This window comes from Shewanella sp. YLB-07 (assembly GCF_009377275.1).
In genome coordinates, this window is record NZ_VOQB01000002.1 from 503548 (window position 1) to 522569 (window position 19022).

Genomic DNA, 19022 nt, shown 5'->3' on the forward strand with positions numbered 1-19022 from the left:
TTTATGGCCTCTCTTCGTTTTTATACCCTTAATTCCGTCCGTCTATACGCAGTATTATGCTTAAGTTTACTGACGCTCTTGTCTTTCTCTGCTCATGCCGAGGATGATGAAAATCAGGCGCTTTATTCAGAAATGAATACACGTCTTGGCTACATGAAAGCTGTGGCCTTATATAAATGGCAACATAAGTTAGCGATTGAAGACCTCACCAGAGAGAAATTGGTGATCGAGAAGAGCGTCTCGATGGCAAAGGAGCAAGGGATAGCATCTCAGGCGATCGAGAACTTTTTTCGGGTTCAAATCGAATTAGCTAAGAAGATACAGGGGAAATATTATCAGCAATGGACCGAGCATGGTTTGCCTCCTGAGTTACAAGGGGCCACTCGTTCCGAACTTAGCTTGTCTGAAATTCGTCCCAAACTGATAGTACTAGGCAAATCGATTATTCAAAGGATTGCGAGTCATCAGGGGGAGCATGACTTTGTGATATTTAATCATTCCATAGATACCCAGTTTGTGAGCCTTGAAGAGAAAGCCTTGTTGTTCAGAGCATTAACTTCAGTGAAGCCTAAAGTTTATTCGTCGGCATTAGACAAGATACTGGCTCAAAAAATTATGATAGTCGGTACCACCGGCGACTACGAGCCGTTTTCATATTTAGCGGGGACGCACAGAAGAGGGATAGACATAGAGCTGGCAAATCAGTTGGCCGCTTCTTTGGGGGCCAAAGCTGTATTTTTATCTACGAGTTGGACAGATCTGATAGCAGATCTGCAAAGCCAAGATTTTGATATCATGATGAGTGGCATTTCGAAGAAGCTATTTCGTCAACAGGTAGGTTTGATGTCTGATGTTTATCTGGAGGGGGGGAAAACACCGATTAGCCTGTGTGCTAACGTGAGTCAGTATGATTCCTTAGCCAAGATAGATACGCCGGACACGCGAGTTATCGTCAATAAAGGTGGTACGAATCAGCGCTTCGTCGATGGCAATATTAAGCAGGCTAAGGTCATTGTTCATGGCAGTAATGTGACAGTATTCCAAGAGATCATCGACGGCCGCGCCGATGTGATGTTCACCGATCGTATTGAGGTACAGGTGCAATCTAAGAAACATCCTAAGCTATGCGCCGCAATGCCTGATACTAACCTGAGTTATTCGGCCAAGGCGTTCTTGATGAACAGAGATCTTATTTGGAAAGAATACGTAGACACTTGGCTAGAAATTACGATCAAGGACGGCACTATGGTGAGAGTTTTCGCTCGCTATATTTAATTATTTTCAAGGATTGGCTGCTGGTATTTATTTCTTGCCGTTATTGCGGCTAATCCTTGCCTGCAAACGGCATCCGCTTTGCCGCTATCTTTAGTCGCTATGAATGTTGCGCTAAACATCGGTGGCTATGACGTGATTTTATTATCGTATTCTTGCTGGTTTTGTTCGTTTTTCTCGACAAACTCTTGAATTAGTTGTGTCTTTTGCTCCTCTAACAGTTTGATCTGTGCCTCCTTCTGCTCTTTGCTTAGGGTGTCACTCTTTGCAATAGCCTGTATTTGAGCCTCTATCTCATCTAATTTATCACGGTCAATGCCAGTGCGTTTATCCAGTATGACCTGCATTATATCTTGTAAGCTGGCTCTTTGTTTGGCTTGTGAGCCAAGTTGTTCATAGGTGTCGGCCTCGGGACTTTCAGCGGTTTGAGCGCTCGATGAAAGTGTGACTCGGTCTTGATATTGGCTGTTTGGGTCGATGATATGACTCTGGGGCTCCGGAGATTGGACTGAATTTGACGCAATATGATGGCTAGCTTGAACCTGTGATGGCTTACTAATATGTGTGTCTGTATTTAAATAAGCATTGTAGCCATTAACTGTCATCATGTTACTGTCCTTCCATTGGAACTATGGAATATCTTTGCGTATATTATCGAGTCGACTTCGTCTCAGTAAACCGAGCAATTTCTGAACCAGAAATCAGGATTTAAATGTAAATCTTAAGCCCAGCAGCCACTTTGTATAAGAAAAAGTAAGGAGTGCCATGGAAACCAGAAATATCATCATCTTCGATGGTGTGTGTAATCTCTGCAATAACGCGGTCAACTTCATCATTAAGCGAGATCCTAAGCAAATTTTTTGCTTTACGCCTATGCAAAGCGAGGCTGCAAAAGACTTGATGGCTAGGTATTCGCTTGTGAATGATTACGGCGATACCTTCTTTCTTATCAAGCAGGGAAAATGTTATACCCGTACCGATGCGGCGCTTGAGATCTGTAAAGACCTATCCGGTTTATGGCCTCTGCTGAGGATATTTTCGGTCTTGCCTCGTTCATTCAGGGATTATTGCTATCACTGGTTGGGGAGTCGGCGTTATTCACTCTTCGGCAAACGCGATGCCTGTATGCTGCCTACAGAAGATCTGCGTAGCCGGTTTATTGATTGATATTAACTTGTATTAATTAGATTGATTGATATTAAGAGAGGGCATATGGAAAATTCTGCTTTATTGTACCAATTCGAGACCCCAAGGTTGGTTATTTCAGCTTGGCCTGACTCAGCCAATCATCAAGTGCCGGATATGGCAGAGCTTGCCAGTATGACACTGGATATTCTCACCCCAAATGTGACCCGCGCCTTGCCGCCGGGTTGGCAAAATATTCATAATCTCGAGGAAGCTAAGATCTGGCTAGAGGCCAGGGTCGAGGAGTGCAGTTTCTTAGTGGTGAGAAAGCGTGAAACCCGCCAAGTGATAGGTTTCATCTTCTTACATGAGGAGCGGCATCAAGAGCAAGAGTTGCCAAGCGATAAAGTGGTTACATTACACTTAGGTTATCTGCTCACGGAGTCACAATGGGGACAAGGCTTTGCTTGTGAGATGATTAAGGGGCTGGTGGCTTGGGCAAAATCTCCAGTCAATAGTGTAAGGTCTTCTGTTAAAGATAGTCTGATTCATGTTTGCAAGATCGTCGCCGGTGTTGAAAGTAGTAATCTGGCATCGATTGCTGTGTTAGTTAACACTGGATTCAGCCTCTGCTTTGTGTCGTCAGAAGATTCTGAAAAGGGCGTTGACGATACAGACCAACAGGTATTTTACCATATCGTTTTTCAAGATTAGCGGCTTAGTATCTGATACCAATCGGTATAAGCCAGCCGCTCCTTGTTTATCTCATTTCATTTATCTGACCTGATTGACTCGTTATTCGGCGAACGCCTCTTTGGGCGTTTCTAAACTGTGCTGCTGATCTTGTTGGTTTTTCTGGTCTTTTGGGTCTAGGGCGGCGGAGGCTCGTTTCGTCTGATAGCCGGAATAGAAGAACACACAGATGAAGATCAGCGTCATCAGCATGATGATGGTGGGCGCGGGGGCACTATCGATGAAGAAGCTGAGATAGACGCCCAGGAAGGAGGTCAAGGTCGAGATAAGCAGGGCGATTAGCATCATAGATTGAAACTTACGGGTTAACAGGAAGGCGGTGGCCCCGGGAGCTATCAGCATGGCGACAACCAGAATCATGCCAACGGCCTTAAGTGCGCCGACTATGGTGAGGGAGAGTATCGACAGCAAACCATAATGCAGCAGACCTACGGGCAATCCTATGGCTTTGGCATGTTGCTGATCGAAGACAAACACCAGCAGATCCCGCCCCTTGAATAGGATGAAGCTTATTACCAGCAGCGCAATGCCCCCAGCTTCGAGCACGTCTGTCCAGCTCACTCCGAGCACATCGCCGAACAAGATATGGTCCAGATGGACCCCAGTCTCAACCTTAGTCATCAGCACCAGACCTAAACCAAACATGCTGGAAAACACTACGCCCATCACAGTGTCCTCCTTGAGACGACTGTTGTCCTTGATAAACCCCGTGGCTAAGGCGCAGAACATGCCGGCGGCGAACGCGCCTATGGCGTAGGGGATAGACAGCACATAGGCCAAGATAACTCCTGGCAGTACCGAATGGGAGATGGCATCTCCCATCAGGGACCAGCCCTTGAGCACGAGAAAGCAGGAGAGCACTGAGGTGGGAATCGCCACTAACAAGACGATCACGAAGGCTTGATGCATGAAGGTAAAGCTAAAGGGTAAGAGTAATATGTCCAGACCTGAGTTAAATAAACTGGTCATTGGGGACTCCTGTATCGACTGAGATGTTTTTCGACTTTTGTTCTAGCATGCTTGGCGATATTTTTTTAGAGGTCGTTTTTAAGCTTGGAGCTGAGAAGCGTTTCGCCCTGTGCCTCGCCGCCAGGTAACCATGTTTAGGGGCAAACACAAATGTCAGCACGAAGACACATGCCTGTAAAACCACTATGATGCCGCCAGTAGCACCATCGATAAAGAAGCTTAAGTAGGCGCCAACAAAAGAGGTAATAGCGCCTATGGCGACACTCAAGATGACGACAATGCCAAATCGGTCGCTAAGCTGATAAGCGGTAGCTCCGGGGGTCACTACCATGGCAATAACCAGAAACGCGCCCACGGTCTGCAACGCCGCCACAGTCGATGCACTCAGTAAGGTGAAGAAGAGGATCTTCAGAGCATTGGGATTGAGACCTATGCTTCTGGCGTGGTTCTCATCGAAGAAAACCACCATAAGATCTCGCCATTTCAGTACCAGCACGGCCAAAGATATACCGGAAATCAACAGGAGTTGTAGGGTATCTTCCGGGGTGATTGCCAAAATATTCCCCAGTACTATGGTCTGAATGTTCACCGAAGTGGGGGAGAGGGAGATCATAAACAGGCCGAGGCCGAAGAAGGAGGTGAAGATTAGGCCTATGATGGCATCTTCTTTAAGCTTAGAGCGTTGACTGAGAAACAGCATGGTCGTTGCCGCGAGTCCTCCGGAAAAGAAGGCGCCCAGGGCGAAGGGCAAACCTAACATATAGGCGCCAGCGACACCGGGAACGATGGAGTGTGACAGGGCGTCGCCGATAAGAGACCAGCCCTTGAGCATCAGATAGGCTGATAGGAAGGCGCATACGCCACCGACCAGGGCACTGATAAAGATGGCATTTACCATGTAGCCATATTCGAATGGCTGTAATAGAGTTTCAATCATAGGGTTCACTTTTTAAGCTGGTACTTTAATCAAGAATTCACTTCTATCGCTATTTTCCAAATACTATTCACTGCTAACAACCTGAGTCTTGCTGTCATCACCGTATAACACCACAGGCCGCTCATGATCCGTCAGTAAGGTTACCTGCCTGGCATCATCATCTTCATGGAGGTCTTTACCTCCTAATACGAAGTGACGCAGCACGCCGCCAAATGCCAGTTGCAGATTTTCCTGAGTGAATACCGATTTGGTGGGGCCTGCGGCGAGTACGGTGCGGTTGATGAGTACCGTTCTGTCACAAAACTCGGGTACACTGCCCAGGTTATGGGTCGATACTAAGATAACCTTGCCCTCGGCGCGTAGCTCACGCAGTAGTGCCATGATCTGATCTTCGGTCTTCACATCCACACCGGTGAAAGGCTCATCGAGTAAGATGACTTGCCCCTCTTGGGCCAGAGCTCTGGCAAGAAAGATACGCTTCTTCTGTCCGCCGGAAAGCTCCCCTATCTGACGCTTGCGAAACTCCCTCATATTGACCCTGTCCAGGGCGATATTCACCATCTGTTCATCATGCTTGCTAGCGATGCGAAACATGTTCATATGGCCATATCGACCCATCATGACCACATCTTCTACTAGCACAGGAAAATTCCAATCTATCTCTTCGCTCTGGGGAACATAGGCCACCAGGTTGCTCTTTAGGGCCTGTTTAACCGAAAGACCCAAGATCTCAACTTTGCCCTTAGCCAGAGTGACGAAGCCCATGATGGATTTAAATAGGGTGGACTTGCCGCTGCCATTGACGCCGACCAGGGCTGTGATTGACCCCTTAGGCAGGTCAAAGCTGGCATCATGAATTGCAGTATGACCGTTGCGGTAGGTGACTGTGATGTCGTTAACTGTGAGTCCGCTAGTGAGTGCAGTCATTAGTCGTTGGTCCTTAAGCTGCTTGTCAGCTGGCCGTTGCGATAGGGGACAGTGATGTCGTTAACTGTGAGACTCGTAATAAGTGCTGTCATTAGTCGTTTAGTCCTCTGCCTATGGTCTTTAAAGTGCTTATCTTCAGGTTGTTGCTAGAGGGGAATGTGATGTCGTTAACTGTGAGACTAGCTATAAATTCAGTTGTGAGTACTGTCATTAGTCGTTTAATCCTCTGGCTATGGTACTCAAGGTTGTCGTTAGCAGCTCGATATAGGTCGGCACTGGGCCAGAAGTGCTGCTCAGAGAGTCGACATAGAGCATGCCTCCGTATTTGGCTCCGGTTTCTCGTGCCACCTGCTGAGCGGGTTTGGCCGATACCGTGCTCTCACTGAAGATGACTGGGATTTTATGCTGCCTCATCTGATCGATAACCTTTCTCACCTGCTGAGGTGTGCCTTGGGCATCGGCATTGATGGGCCAGAGGTAGAGCTCCTTCAGATCATAGTCTCGAGTCAGGTAGCTAAACGCTCCCTCACTGGTTACCAGCCAACGTTTCTCCTCCGGCACCGCATCTAATAGCGCCTTGAATGGCGCGACTGCGGCGAGGATCTGCGCCGAATAACGTTTGGCGTTGGTGTTATAGCTTGCGGCATTGCCGCTGTCATACTTGACCAAGGCTTGGCGGATATTTTCCACATAGATCAGCGCATTGGGGGCGGACATCCAGGCGTGGGGATTAGGCTTACCGGAATAGGGGCCCTGAGAAATTCCCATAGGCTCTATGCCTTTGGTGACTATGGTGCGGGGGACTTCACTGAGATTGTAAAAAAACTTATCGAACCAGAGTTCCAGATTTAGGCCGTTATACAGGATAAGATTGGCCCCCTGTGCACGACGAATGTCGCCCGGCGTCGCCTGATAGTTATGAATTTCGGCATCTGGTTTGGTGATGGACTCGACAATAGCGGCGTCGCCTGCCACGTTTCTCGCCATGTCGGCGATAACGGTGAAGGTGGTGATGATCTTAAACTTATCACTCTGGCTGGCAAGCAGGTCTTGCGACCAGAAGGAGAGGGTGATAGCGAGCAGCAAACCAAATGTACGAAACATATTTTTTCCTTGTTATGTGCGGTTACGTGGTGGACCGACTCAATGCTAGCAGGGAATAAGTGTTTTCTCAATGCAAATGATAATTATTATCAATTAAGTCGTAAAGTGTGAAGGGGAAAGGGAAGGTGTTGATCTGGGCTATTGATATTGGTATCTGAGTCAGGGCTTGATGGGTATATACGTTTTATATATAATACATATACGTTTTATATATAAACCATATAAAGGTGCATTTTGGGACTGGTTAAAATTTCAGATGAACTCCATGAAGAGATCAGAAAGTCGAGCAATGTGATGTCGAGATCGATCAACTCCCAAGTGGAGTTTTGGATCAAGACCGGCATGCTAGCCGAGTTGAATCCGACGTTAACCTTCAATGAGATATTGCAGCAACGCCTCAGGGATGAAAACGTATCTTTAGAAGGCATTCTTCATGAAGGTAAGTCATGAGTGACATTCAGATCAAGTCAGCCGTTGAAGCTGAGTTAATGAGGCAATCGGGCAAGCTACTGGCCCGGGTGTTTAATACCATTCCGAGTAAGTATCTGATCATTCAGCGGGAGTTCAAAGCACTGTAGGCAAGGCGAATGTTTGAAGCTAATAGTTATTCTATATCGAGAACATTCAACGTAGCATAAAGGGCTTTGAAACCCGCACTGCGTGAGGCTCTCAGTGTTTCCACGTCTGCGTTTCATTGACTGAAAAGGGAATAACCATTTCCTCATCAATGCGCCTTGAATTGAAAAAACTGAGAGTCTCTGAACTGACCAGATACTTATATGGAATGGTATCGGATTCTAGATGAGTATATTCGGGTGGGAATCACCACCATGGAGATCAACAATAAGGTCGAAGACTTCATCGTTAACGAGCTTGACGCTCGTCCCGCCAGCAAAGGTCAATACGGTTATCAATATTCGCTCAATACCTCGGTCAATGAGGTGGTCTGCCACGGCATACCTTCTGCAACTTATAGGTTGAAGAGCACCGATATCGTCAATGTCGATATCACCTTGGAAAAGCATGACTTCATTGCGGACTCGAGTAAGACCTATCTGTTACCCGATGCCAGCCCACTGGCTAAGAGATTGGTGCAGACCACCTATGAAGCCATGTGGCTGGGGATAAATGTGGTTAAACCCGGCGCCACACTGGGAGATGTAGGCCATGCCATACAGAAACATGTCGAGAAATCGGGTTACAGCGTAGTGAAGGAGTATTGCGGCCACGGTATAGGGCGTGAAATGCATGAAGAGCCACAAGTATTGCATTACGGTCGGCCAGGTTTGGGCTTAACATTGAAACCTGGAATGACTTTTACCATTGAGCCTATGATCAATCAGGGAAATGCCAAAATAAAAACCAAGAAAGATGGCTGGACCGTGGTGACCCGGGATAAGAAGCTATCGGCTCAGTGGGAACACACTATCTTAGTAACCCAAACGGGTTTCGAGGTGTTGACCTTAAGGGAAACTGAAGCCGTTTGATAAACGGCTTCTTTATGGTTTTGTCACATGGTTAAGACGAGTGAGAGGCGAGTGCTAACAGTTGCGGCAAGAATTTATTATCTTGTTTGGCTATCTCTATCTGCTCGGCTAAGACCAGCTGCAATATCTCACGGGTGGTGAGGGGATTAGCCAAAACCACACGAAAAACCACAGATTGAATATTGAGTCCGCTGCTACTTTCGGGATTAATACGGGTACGAGACACAAATGAGGTGCCTTGTTCTCGTTGACGTTTCTGGACAAACTTAGTCAGACCGTCGAGTAAGCCGTTAAATTCGATTAACTTCTTTGTGTTGCCATTGTCTCTGGTCTCTTGCATCGCCAGCTGCACCGATTTTGGCACATAGCGATAGGTGAGCAGACAGAGCTCAGGTTCTGATACCAGTTGGAAATCTTCTTGCTGCTGGATAAGCTCGGCGAAATAACGCGCCTTCTCTAAACTGTTGTTGATTAATATCTCGTAACCATCCCGGCCAATGACTTGCAGGCAGGCATGGACCAACATGGCCATTCCCGGGCGTGAACCTTCCAGAGTTTGACTGCCTAAATCTTTAGAGCCTTTTCGTAAAATATATTCTGCATGATGCTTAATGGCGTTGGCGAAGGCCGGGTCTTTGAAGATCACCATTCCCGCGCCCATGGGCACATACATCTGTTTGTGAGCATCGATTGTGACTGAGTCAGCGCGCTCTATGCCTTTAAGCAGATGGCGGTACTGGTTCGATAATAGCGAGGCGCCGCCCCAAGCCGCATCGACGTGGAAATGGCACTCAAGTTCTACGGCCAGTGTGGCAAGTTCATCTAAGGGGTCGATATTGCCTGTTTCTGTGGTACCTGCGACGCCGACGATGGCCATGACCTTGATGTTGTCATGCTCAAGCTGTTTTGCCATGGCGCGCATCTTCTCCACATCGACCTTGTTACTACTCGATGTGGGGATTTTAACGATGTTCTCACGGCCTATGCCAAGTAAGTCTGCCGTTTTCGCCAATGAGTAGTGACCACGCTCTGAGACTAAGATGGCCAGATCATCATAGCCATAATGACGTAGGCCTTTCATCAGGCCTTGAGCCGAAACTCCTTTGAAGTCACCGTCGGCCTTGAGTAACTGATTACGGGCTATCCATAGGGCCGTGATGTTGGCGACCGTGCCGCCAGAGCAAAATGCTCCGAGGGAGTAGTTGGCGCTGTGCATCCAGCTTTTGTAAAACTTATCATCTTCACTGTAGATCAGGTGATGCATCATACCTAAGACCTGACGTTCCAGTGGCGTAAAGGCCTTAGAGGTCTCAATTTTTACCAGATTTTGATTCAGGCCAACCATCATCTTAGACAGAGGCAAGACGAAGTAAGGTAGAGCCGAGGTCATGTGACCGATAAAGCTAGGCGATGACGTATGAACCGAATGCGCTACTAAGGTTTTCATCATCTCATCGGCATAGTCTGAAACAAACTGAGGCGCAGAGGGGATCTGATGCTGTTGGAAGTCTAGCTCTATCTCAGACAGAGGCTTCTCGATGGCAACCACACTTTCTTGCAGGAAGCCCATCAAGTTTTGCGATATGTTTTGCTCGATGACGCTTAATGTTGAATCAGGGGCTTCCGGTACGGTGAAGATGCGCAGTAATGCCTCTTCAGAAGCTGTGGCTCGTCTGGGTGTCATCGACATGGTTATCTCTTAGCTATCACACTATTCAACAGGAACTGCTATTTGTTGCAGTTTTCCAAAGGGGAGTCACTTTACTTTATGCGCTTTGGTGCATCAAGTGGAAAAGTTAAAACGATTCATGGGGAATGTAAAGCGGTGGCGATTGTTTGGGCTGAGTGCCATTGAGGTTATCTGAAGACGATAAAGAGAGGATAGCCTCATTTTATCGTCTTCGAGGACGGCATTACGCCTTTATCTTCATGGCATAGAGAGCGGCGATATTCTGCGACGCGGTAAATAAGTTGTGTTTAGCATTGGCAAGCACATCCTCCAGTGGCAGCGCCCTGGGAGTGATGGAGAAGATGGCAGATAGGCCATGTTCGAGTAGCATATTGGCATCATCACTGACGCAGCCTGCTATGGCGATAACAGGAATACCCTGTGAGTTGGCGACGCGCGTGACGCCCATTGGGGTCTTACCGTGCAGGGTTTGGCTGTCGAGTCTGCCTTCTCCTGTGATCACCAGATCTGCGCCTGCAATTTTTTCGTCGAGTTTTACGGTTTCCATGACGATATCTATGCCGGGTTTGAGTGTGGCGTTTAGGAATGCCATGACACCCAGCCCCATTCCGCCGGCGGCGCCTGCACCTGGTGTATTGCGCTTGTCTTCAATTTTAGTGTCATTGATCTGTTTGTTAGCAATAGTCTTGGCGATAATGTCGGCGTATCGAGTCAAGGCCGCATCCAGGCTGGTTACCATTTCGGGTGTAGCGCCTTTTTGTGGACCAAAAATTACCGACGCGCCTTTCTCACCACACAAAGGGTTATCTACGTCACAGGCGACGATAAATTCACAGCGCTGGATAAGGGGATGGAGATCTTTCATGTCTATGGTGTGAAGCTCGTTTAATGCCGAACCGCCCACACTCAGGGCTTTGCCTGACTCATCGAGCAGATGAATACCAAGTGCCTGTGCCATACCTGCGCCGCCATCGTTGGTGGCACTGCCACCTAGGCCAATTATGATGTGTTTGATGCCGCGGTTGAGCGCATCACAGATAAGCTGGCCTGTGCCATAGCTGGTGGTGATACGAGGGTCGCGTTTCTCGACTGAGACATGATGTAGGCCCGAGGCCGACGCCATCTCTATGATGGCTGTCTTACTGTCACCAATAAACTCATTTCCTAAGATCCCGTAATGAGCACTGACTCGTTTTCCCAGGGGGCCGATAACATCGAGCTCGATAATGGAACCGTTTGTCGCATCGACCATAGACTGCACAGTGCCTTCACCGCCGTCGGCAACAGGCAACTTTAGATACTCAGTGTCGGGCAGGACAGATTTAAAGCCGCGTTCGATTTCGTTGGCTACTTCCATCGCACTCAGGCTTTCTTTGAATGAATCGGGAGCGATAACTATTTTCATTGGTGGGGATCCTAAAGCAGTCAGAAGAACTGGGTACTAAAAACAATAAAATGTCAGTGGCTGCTGTGACAGCCACTGAACTCTGGGCCTGGCGTTTAAAGCAGAATAAGACTCAAGATATACACTAAGGTCATTGCGGTTATGCCTTGCACTAGCGTCGCCATAGTTTGTGCTTTATAGGCTTGCTTAACACTCATGCGGCTAAATTGAGTCACGACCCAGAAGAAGCTGTCATTGGCATGAGAAACCGTCATAGCGCCGGCTCCGATGGCCATCACAGTCAGTACTCGTCCCATGTCACTGGCAAGACCGATATCACCCAGCATAGGTGCCACCAAGGCCGATGTGGTCACTAATGCCACTGTCGATGAACCTTGGGCTGATTTAAGGGCAGCAGCGACGATAAATGGCATGAAGATGCCTATGCCTAATGCCGAAAGTGATGTTCCAAGGAAGGTGCCAATTTCTGTCGCTTTAAGCACGGCGCCGAATGCACCGCCTGCACCTGTGATTAGCAGAATGGGGGCGGCAACCACTAGACCTTGAGTGATGCGCTCGCTGAACTCTTTAATCTTTTCACTGCTTTTAAGCAGTGAAATAGACAGGAACAGACCAATCATAAGGGCGTTTACTGGTTGACCCAGGAAGGCGAGCACATCAAATAACAGACCATTGCCAAGCGGCGCTGAAGGGAAGTTAGCGACTGAGCCAAAGCAGATGAGTAAGATGGGCACGAAGATAGGGGCAAAGGCGCGAGTCGGGCTTGGCAGTGTGCCATAGGCTTCTTTTAGCGTGTCGAAGTCTTCTACATTCTTGTTAAGTTCTTCCGCACCTTCACCGTCCGGCTCAACATTGGCAAAACGGTTAGCCCACAGCGTGCCAGCAAGTGCGGCAACGGCCGCGACAAACACACCGACAAAGATGACTAAGCCGAGATTCGATTCCAGACCTAAGTTACCCGCAGCGGCAATAGGGCCGGGTGTTGGCGGCACGAACGTGTGAGTCGCATACAGACCCGTGGCTAAGGCGACACTCATGGAGACACTCGAGACCTTCATGCGATTGGCCATAGATTGTTTCAAGGAGTTAAGGATCACGAAACCTGAGTCACAAAAAACAGGAATTGAGACCAGGTAGCCGATAATCGACATGGTCAGGGTCGGAAAACGTTTCCCCAGCACCTTGATGACTACATCTGCCATGGTGATGGCCGCGCCGCTCTTCTCCAATATGGTACCGATAATAGTACCGAGTACGATAACCAGGCCAATATAGCCAAGAATACCACCGAATCCGCTAGTGATGGTCTTGGCAATATCTGTGCTGGGTAATCCGTAGGCAAATGCGGTAAGGAATGAGGCTAAAATCAGCGTTAAAAATGGATGTAGTTTGAATTTTGAGGTGGCAATAACAATGAAAAATATCACTGCCAACAAGATCATGACTTGGCTCATAGGGTGTCCCTGTTTGGGTATTATTAGCTTACTTTTTTATTTGACCCGGTTCACTCGCCGTTTTTAAAGGTCGACGGCTAAGGTATTTCAGGCTTTGGCTATTATCCTGTGCTGAGTACAATCTGACATCGTGTCTAGTGACTGATTTATCACCTTTATCGGTAATATATTTGTGCGTTTGCACAAATATATTTAGTGGTCAGATGAGGCTCAGCGATAATTTGAGCGTTTAACCACACCTATTGAGGAGAGGTAGCGTTGTTTGTTTAATTGAGCGCCGGATGTTGGCTAAGCTGTTTCGCTAACAGGTCAACTAAACTGCGCACCTTGGCCGAGCCATTGGGGCCCTCTCGATGAATGATATGCACAGGCCGGGGTTCGGGCTCGAAGCCCTCCAGTAAAATTTTAAGTTCACCCGAGGCGAGTTGCAGGGCGATTTGATATGAGAGTAAGCGGGTGATACCCAAGCCTTCGACGGCTGAAGAGATGGCGGCGTCGTTAGTGGTGACCGTCAGTCGAGGTTTGACCTTGATTGACTTGATACTCTTACCATCGGGAAAGCGCCAATCCAGACCATTATTGCCGGCCTTTGAGGCAATAATTGTGTGTTGATGCAGATCATCTGGGTGTTGGGGAAGGCCGTGGATCTGGATATATTGTGGTGATGCACAAAGCACCAGCCTGACTGAGCCCACCCGTCTGGCTCGCATACTCGAATCAGGCAGTTGACCTATCCTTACTCCCACATCTATACCCTCTTCGAGCATATTAACCACCCGATCTAGAAAGATGGCTGAGACTTCCATTTTAGGGTGCTGCTGCAGGTATCGGACTATTGAAGGCATAACGAACAGGCTGCCAAACATCACAGGTGCGGTGACCGCAAGATGTCCCTGTGGCTCTGCATTTATGCCCGTTACCGCTTCATCGGCAGCGCTTAGGTCTGCCAAGATACGTCTGGCATCATCTAAGTAACGCAGCCCTACATCGGTCGCTCTGACAAAACGTGTGGTGCGATTGAGTAGTTTGACATTGAGCTGCTGCTCGAGTCCTGCGATGGCGCGGGTAACCGCTGGTGGCGACATGTTCAGCCTTCTTGCCGCGGCAGCGAACCCTTGCTCTTCAGCTACGGCAATAAATACTTTGAGAAGATGAAATCTATCCATTTGTTATTCCACTTGCTGGTTATTTTATTAGCCTGATACTTCACTTACTGGTTATTTCACTAGGCTTATTATTTCACTAGATTTGTTATTCCATTTATTGGAATTATCAAATGTAATATACGGGTATTCTTCTTTAAAGTGAAATTTGGCAATCTAGTTACCAAGCAAGCACAGAAGGCTTGTTACCGATAAACCTACTAGCAATTCATATAATGGAGAACGACCATGAGCCGCATTAATTTAATCGAAAACGATACTGCCAATAACGAACAAAAAGCACTTTTAGAGGTGATTCAGTCTCAGCTGGGTATGGTGCCAAATTTCTTGAAAGTGTTCGCTAACTCACCCGCCGCGCTGCGCGCTTTTCTAGGCTTACATGGCATTGCCGGGGAAGGTAGCTTAACCCCGCTGACTCGTGAGCGTATTGCGTTAGCCTTGGCTGAACAAAACAGCTGTGAGTATTGCCTATCAGCTCATACCGCACTGGGTCGTAAAGCGGGTCTCAATGGTGATGAAATAGAGGCTAATCGCGCAGGTACCAGCCAAGATGCAAAGGCTGCTGCTGCGGTGAAATTTGCTACCTCTCTCGCCGAACATAACGGTGATGTGACCAATGCAGAGTTAACCGCGGTGCGCGCTGCGGGCTACACCGAAGCAGATATTGTCGAGATCATTACTCATGTCGGCATGAACGTGATGACCAATATTCTCGGTAAGGCGAGTCAATTAGATATCGACTTTCCAAAAGTGTCACTGAACAAAGTGGCTTAATTGACGTGAGTTGAAACAACAAAACTTGACACTTGTGTCAGATAATTGTTTCACTTGTATTAGGGCACTATTCTCGCCTGTATTAGAGGGCTATTTTAAACTCTGCCAGGTGAGATTCGCTACTGTCACTCTCTAGCTGGCATATCAGCTAAAGAGTGACAGTCAGATAAGATTATCGAGTTATTGGAGATAAAGTCATGGGTCATAAATTTGCTGAGATAGGTTTCACTCAAGCCGTGAAAGAGGTCCAGGCGAGGCTTGGCAGCCGTAAAGGCTATGAGGGGATGGAAGGTGGCGAGGATTTTAATGATCGCCTTGGCGTTGCTGAAACAGCATTCATCCAGGCCCGTGACAGTTTCTATATGGCCAGTGTCAGTGAAACCGACTGGCCTTACATTCAACATCGAGGTGGGCCGCAAGGCTTTATGAAAGTGCTCGATGACAAGACCATTGGCTTTGCCGATTATAACGGTAATCGTCAGTATATCAGCACAGGTAATTTTGCTAACAATGACAAGGTGTCACTGTTTTTTATGGATTATCCCAACAAGACCCGACTTAAGTTGCTCGGCAGGGTAAAGCTTGCGGATGTGAATGACTCAGAAATGTTGAGTCAATTGCAGGACGATGATTACCGTGCCAGGGTCGAGCGTGCTTTCGTTATCCAAGTTGAAGCCTTCGATTGGAACTGCCCTAAACATATCACCCCCAGATATAGTGAAGCTGAGGTAGAGGACATTGTAGCGGCAAGACTCGCCGAAGCTAAGCGATTAGAAGCTAAACAGCTTGAGCAAGCTGAAAGTAAGCCAGTGGAAAAGGCCGAAAACCTTGGCAGACTGAGTCCTGTCACTTTAGGTGAAGGGCCACTGAGTCTGGTTATCAGCGGCATACGTCAATTGACACCTGAAGTACGTGCCTTTGAATTTAAAGCTGCTGGTGGAGGAGAGCTGCCTTTAGTGACTGCAGGTTCTCATATTAGAGTGCCGGTTCTGCTCAATGATGGCTCTCTGGTGCATCGTTCCTTCTCTATCTGCTCTAATCCCTCGCGCCGAAACTTCTACGAGATAGCCGTACTCGCTAAACGCTTAAGCAGCGAGACTGGCCAAGGTCGGGAGCATTATCTGCACAAGAGTGCATCCCATTCGATCCACCATAACTTTCAAATTGGCATGGTGATTAACTGTGATTTACCAAGCAACCATTTCGATGTGCACTCAGGGACTGAGCCTGCAATCTTGATTGCTGGAGGAGTTGGGATCACTGTGATAAAGCCGCTGTCGCAATACCTAAAGTCGAGAGGCGTAACACTTTCGCTGCACTACTGTGGCCGAAGTATTAAGGATATGGCTTTTAGGGACCGACTAGAGCGAGAGTTTGGTGAGTCGATATCAATTTATCCCAGTGACGACAATAGGCGAATGAATTTACGTCATGTGTTATCGAGGGCGCCCAAAAATACCATCTTCTATATCTGTGGCCCGCAAAAGATGCTCAGTGAGATGAAGTTTATGGCCAATGAGCTGGGTATCGATAGTGACCGCATCAGAAGCGAAGGCTTCGGTGGCGTTGTAGACAGCTCAGTTGAGGATAAGGCATTCACCATTGATCTTGCTAAGTCGAAACTGAAACTTAAGGTTGCTGCCGATGAGTCGGTTCTCGATGCCTTACTCGCTGCCGATATTGATACACCTTTTAGCTGTCAGTCTGGAAGCTGTAAACAGTGCGCAATACCTGTGATAGAGGGAAAACCTGACCATAGAGACAGTGTGCTGACCGATATTGAAAAAGAGCAACTACAGCTATTTTGTCCCTGTGTTTCCCGATCAAAGACACAAGTGCTGACTCTGGATCTTTAATCATTAATGATGCAAGCAAGACATACAGTGAGAGATTGATATGAATAACATAACTAATGACAAAAAAGCACCACTGCCGCCCTATGACCAAGCCAGTGCAGTGATTAAAGCAAGAATGGCCGAAGATGCCTGGAATGGACAGCAACCGGAAAAAATAGCGAAGGCATACAGTGAAAACTCAATTTGGCGTAATCGTGATCAATTTGTGCAGGGACGAGATGAAATTATCCAGCTGCTCACAGCCAAATGGCAGCAAGAGACTGAATATAGATTGATTAAAGAGGTATGGGCGGTGGATAGCCATCGCATTGCGGTACGTTTTGCCTATGAATATTGCGATGCTAGTGGTCAATGGTATCGAGCCTATGGTAACGAGAATTGGCAATTTGATGAAAACGGCTTGATGGAGCAGCGCCACGCCAGTATCAATGATCTGAAGATTGAAGAGATTGAACGTAAATTTTATTGGCCCATAGGACGCCGGCCAGATGAACATCCTGGGCTGACTGAACTAGGGCTTTAGGGGTCTGTGGTTTAGGAAACGGTTGTTTCAGTGCTTTATGGCTTTGTTGTGATGGAAGTTGATGAGTAGCTCTGGTAAATCAGTCTGCAGAGCTACTGGTTGAGTCATTACTTGGCATTCTTAGCCGCTATCCACTGAGACATATACTTAGTGCTCGCCATCGAGTGATGCTTAAGCATGGCGCCGGTAAAGTTATTCAGCCTATGTTGGTCAATATTTTCTATTGTATGAGCCAACTTTTTCATCCAATTCTGCCCTAACATCTCACCATCGTATCGCGCCGTTAATAGACTCGAGGCGTGGCTTTGAGCCTCTGTCCAGAGTGATTCTTGAGTGTATAAATCAACCGCAGCTTGGGCAAAGTCATCGATAATATCTGTAATGCAACCAGGCCACTGCTCATCTTGAATCATGCCTTCACTGCCAACACTTGTGGTGACGCTTGGGGTCTGCATTATCATGGCATCGAGTAGCTTACCCTTGATACCGGCACCAAAACGAATGGGTGCTAAGCAGACACGAGACTGCTCCATTACCTGATAGGCATCTTCCGCCCAACCCTTAATGATAAAGCCAGTTTTGGGGTTATTGAGTGCGGTGGCTTTCGGTGGCGGGTAGGAGCCATAGATATGTAGCTCTGCCTGGGGTAGCTGTTTTCTGATCAAGGGCCAGATTTTTTGCAGATATAGCACGGCGTCCCAGTTAGGAGCATGACGGAAATTACCTATGGTCATAAAGTGCTGACGCTCAGTATAGGTTTTTGTCTGAGACGGGCGCTTGTTCAAGTCCACCATAAACGGCAAGTGATGCAAGAGGCTTGGGTCAAGCTTAAACTGGTTTTGTAGCAGCTCCATCTCGAAACTTGAGATGATAAGTGAGATGTCACAGCGAAGAATCGCGGCTATTTCACGTTTTGCTATATCGCTGAACAGGTCGGCTTGAGTGAGTGCTCGCTCACTCTTAACGGCTTGATGGCGTGCATTACGCAAGCATTGTAGGTCTTCGGTATCGAGTATTTTTATGGCATCGGGGCAGTGTTTTTCCACGCGCCAGCCAAACTGCTCTTCCATCATGAAACGGTCGAACATGACGATATCTGGTTGAAAATCCATGATATAAGTATCGAAGCTATCGCAGTTCAAGCTGATATTTTTACTGGATATACCTTCTAGGCTTAGGTCTATCATGTGATCCGATGGCTGCGCCGGGGTGGCGAACTCGACCTGCCAGCCTTGTTGCCTGTAAAGCCTTAACAGCGACAACATATGTGTACCTGCCGCCGATGAGTTGGGCTCTGGCCACACATAGCCTATCACTAATACTTTCTTCATCATTTCTCACATAATAGGTACTTTAATGGGAGGGTATTGTATACCAGATGAAGGTTCAAGCTTGTCGGATAACAAGTTGGTTAAATATCTATTGTGGGTTCATTGGACTGGTTTTGTTATTTGGTTAGTTTGCTGATCACCAAAGCTTCATTGGTGTTTATTGCCTGCAGCAGGTGCTGTAAATGGATTTACGAATGTCACAATCACAAGGATGTGAATGAGTGACCTCATGTGCAAACACTTCTGCGAGTC

19 protein-coding genes are annotated in these 19022 nt (G+C 47.5%); 9 read left to right on the plus strand and 10 right to left on the minus strand.

All coding sequences use genetic code 11. The annotated features are described in order from the left end of the window. Positions 1-3 precede the first annotated feature (3 nt). Positions 4-1275 (plus strand): transporter substrate-binding domain-containing protein, encoded by a 1272-nt coding sequence (locus FS373_RS06095; RefSeq protein ID WP_152828950.1) that lies wholly within the window; start codon positions 4-6, stop codon positions 1273-1275. A gap of 125 nt (positions 1276-1400) precedes the next feature. Here the strand turns inward: FS373_RS06095 and FS373_RS06100 are convergent, their stop codons facing one another. Then, positions 1401-1880, minus strand: coding sequence for a hypothetical protein (locus FS373_RS06100; protein ID WP_144047317.1), 480 nt, complete (start codon positions 1878-1880; stop codon positions 1401-1403). Positions 1881-2037: 157 nt separating this feature from the next. Between FS373_RS06100 and FS373_RS06105 the strand changes: the two genes are divergently transcribed. After that, a complete protein-coding gene (locus FS373_RS06105) occupies positions 2038-2439 on the plus strand; it encodes a thiol-disulfide oxidoreductase DCC family protein (protein WP_144047316.1) in 402 nt (133 codons plus the stop codon). Positions 2440-2484: 45 nt separating this feature from the next. Continuing rightward, positions 2485-3111, plus strand: a complete 627-nt coding sequence (locus FS373_RS06110) for a GNAT family N-acetyltransferase (protein ID WP_144047315.1) — start codon at positions 2485-2487, stop codon at positions 3109-3111. A gap of 81 nt (positions 3112-3192) precedes the next feature. Here the strand turns inward: FS373_RS06110 and FS373_RS06115 are convergent, their stop codons facing one another. The 4 genes from FS373_RS06115 to FS373_RS06130 form a co-directional block, all read right to left on the minus strand. Continuing rightward, positions 3193-4119 (minus strand): metal ABC transporter permease, encoded by a 927-nt coding sequence (locus FS373_RS06115; protein ID WP_152828951.1) that lies wholly within the window; start codon positions 4117-4119, stop codon positions 3193-3195. Continuing rightward, complete coding sequence (locus FS373_RS06120) at positions 4103-5056, minus strand: metal ABC transporter permease (RefSeq protein ID WP_144047313.1); 954 nt, start codon at positions 5054-5056, stop codon at positions 4103-4105. Before FS373_RS06120 ends, FS373_RS06115 begins: the two co-directional genes overlap by 17 nt. Before the next feature lie 63 nt (positions 5057-5119). Next, positions 5120-5983 carry a manganese/iron ABC transporter ATP-binding protein gene (locus FS373_RS06125; RefSeq protein ID WP_144047312.1) on the minus strand — a complete coding sequence of 288 codons (864 nt, stop codon included), beginning with the start codon at positions 5981-5983 and terminating at the stop codon, positions 5120-5122. 210 nt (positions 5984-6193) lie between these two features. Further along, positions 6194-7087, minus strand: coding sequence for a metal ABC transporter substrate-binding protein (locus tag FS373_RS06130; protein ID WP_152828952.1), 894 nt, complete (start codon positions 7085-7087; stop codon positions 6194-6196). A 234-nt stretch (positions 7088-7321) separates the two neighbouring features. On the opposite strand from FS373_RS06130, the gene FS373_RS06135 reads away from it, so the two are divergent. The 3 genes from FS373_RS06135 to map all read left to right on the plus strand — a co-directional run bounded on the left by FS373_RS06135 (position 7322) and on the right by map (position 8574). Continuing rightward, entirely contained in the window at positions 7322-7537 is a 216-nt protein-coding gene (locus FS373_RS06135) for a ParD-like family protein (RefSeq protein ID WP_144047310.1), read from the plus strand. Continuing rightward, on the plus strand, positions 7534-7665 hold the full coding sequence (locus tag FS373_RS32410; protein WP_265575319.1) for a hypothetical protein: 132 nt from the start codon (positions 7534-7536) through the stop codon (positions 7663-7665). The genes FS373_RS06135 and FS373_RS32410 overlap by 4 nt, the downstream gene beginning before the upstream one ends. 201 nt (positions 7666-7866) lie before the next feature. Further along, on the plus strand, positions 7867-8574 hold the full coding sequence (map, locus tag FS373_RS06145; protein ID WP_152828954.1) for a type I methionyl aminopeptidase: 708 nt from the start codon (positions 7867-7869) through the stop codon (positions 8572-8574). Between the two features lie 31 nt (positions 8575-8605). Here the strand turns inward: map and panP are convergent, their stop codons facing one another. The 4 genes from panP to FS373_RS06165 form a co-directional block, all read right to left on the minus strand. Then, complete coding sequence (gene panP / locus FS373_RS06150; RefSeq protein WP_416221743.1) at positions 8606-10264, minus strand: pyridoxal-dependent aspartate 1-decarboxylase PanP; 1659 nt, start codon at positions 10262-10264, stop codon at positions 8606-8608. A gap of 223 nt (positions 10265-10487) precedes the next feature. Then, complete coding sequence (locus FS373_RS06155; protein WP_144047308.1) at positions 10488-11669, minus strand: glycerate kinase; 1182 nt, start codon at positions 11667-11669, stop codon at positions 10488-10490. Between the two features lie 95 nt (positions 11670-11764). Then, positions 11765-13123: a GntP family permease gene (locus FS373_RS06160; RefSeq protein WP_152828955.1), complete on the minus strand. Its 1359-nt coding sequence runs from the start codon at positions 13121-13123 to the stop codon at positions 11765-11767. 266 nt (positions 13124-13389) lie between these two features. Then, the gene (locus tag FS373_RS06165; RefSeq protein ID WP_152828956.1) at positions 13390-14289 is read right to left on the minus strand and encodes a LysR family transcriptional regulator; all 900 of its coding nucleotides are present in this window, start codon (positions 14287-14289) and stop codon (positions 13390-13392) included. A gap of 225 nt (positions 14290-14514) precedes the next feature. Here FS373_RS06165 and FS373_RS06170 point away from each other — a divergent pair, with 225 nt between their 5' ends. From FS373_RS06170 to FS373_RS06180, 3 genes are all read left to right on the plus strand, one after another. Then, positions 14515-15060 (plus strand): carboxymuconolactone decarboxylase family protein, encoded by a 546-nt coding sequence (locus FS373_RS06170; RefSeq protein ID WP_152828957.1) that lies wholly within the window; start codon positions 14515-14517, stop codon positions 15058-15060. Positions 15061-15257: 197 nt separating this feature from the next. Beyond that, positions 15258-16916 (plus strand): 2Fe-2S iron-sulfur cluster-binding protein, encoded by a 1659-nt coding sequence (locus FS373_RS06175; RefSeq protein WP_152828958.1) that lies wholly within the window; start codon positions 15258-15260, stop codon positions 16914-16916. Between the two features lie 40 nt (positions 16917-16956). After that, a complete protein-coding gene (locus FS373_RS06180) occupies positions 16957-17439 on the plus strand; it encodes a DUF1348 family protein (RefSeq protein WP_152828959.1) in 483 nt (160 codons plus the stop codon). Between the two features lie 107 nt (positions 17440-17546). Here FS373_RS06180 and FS373_RS06185 read toward each other — a convergent pair whose 3' ends face one another. After that, a complete protein-coding gene (locus FS373_RS06185) occupies positions 17547-18770 on the minus strand; it encodes a glycosyltransferase (protein WP_152829098.1) in 1224 nt (407 codons plus the stop codon). Between the last annotated feature and the right edge of the window lie 252 nt (positions 18771-19022).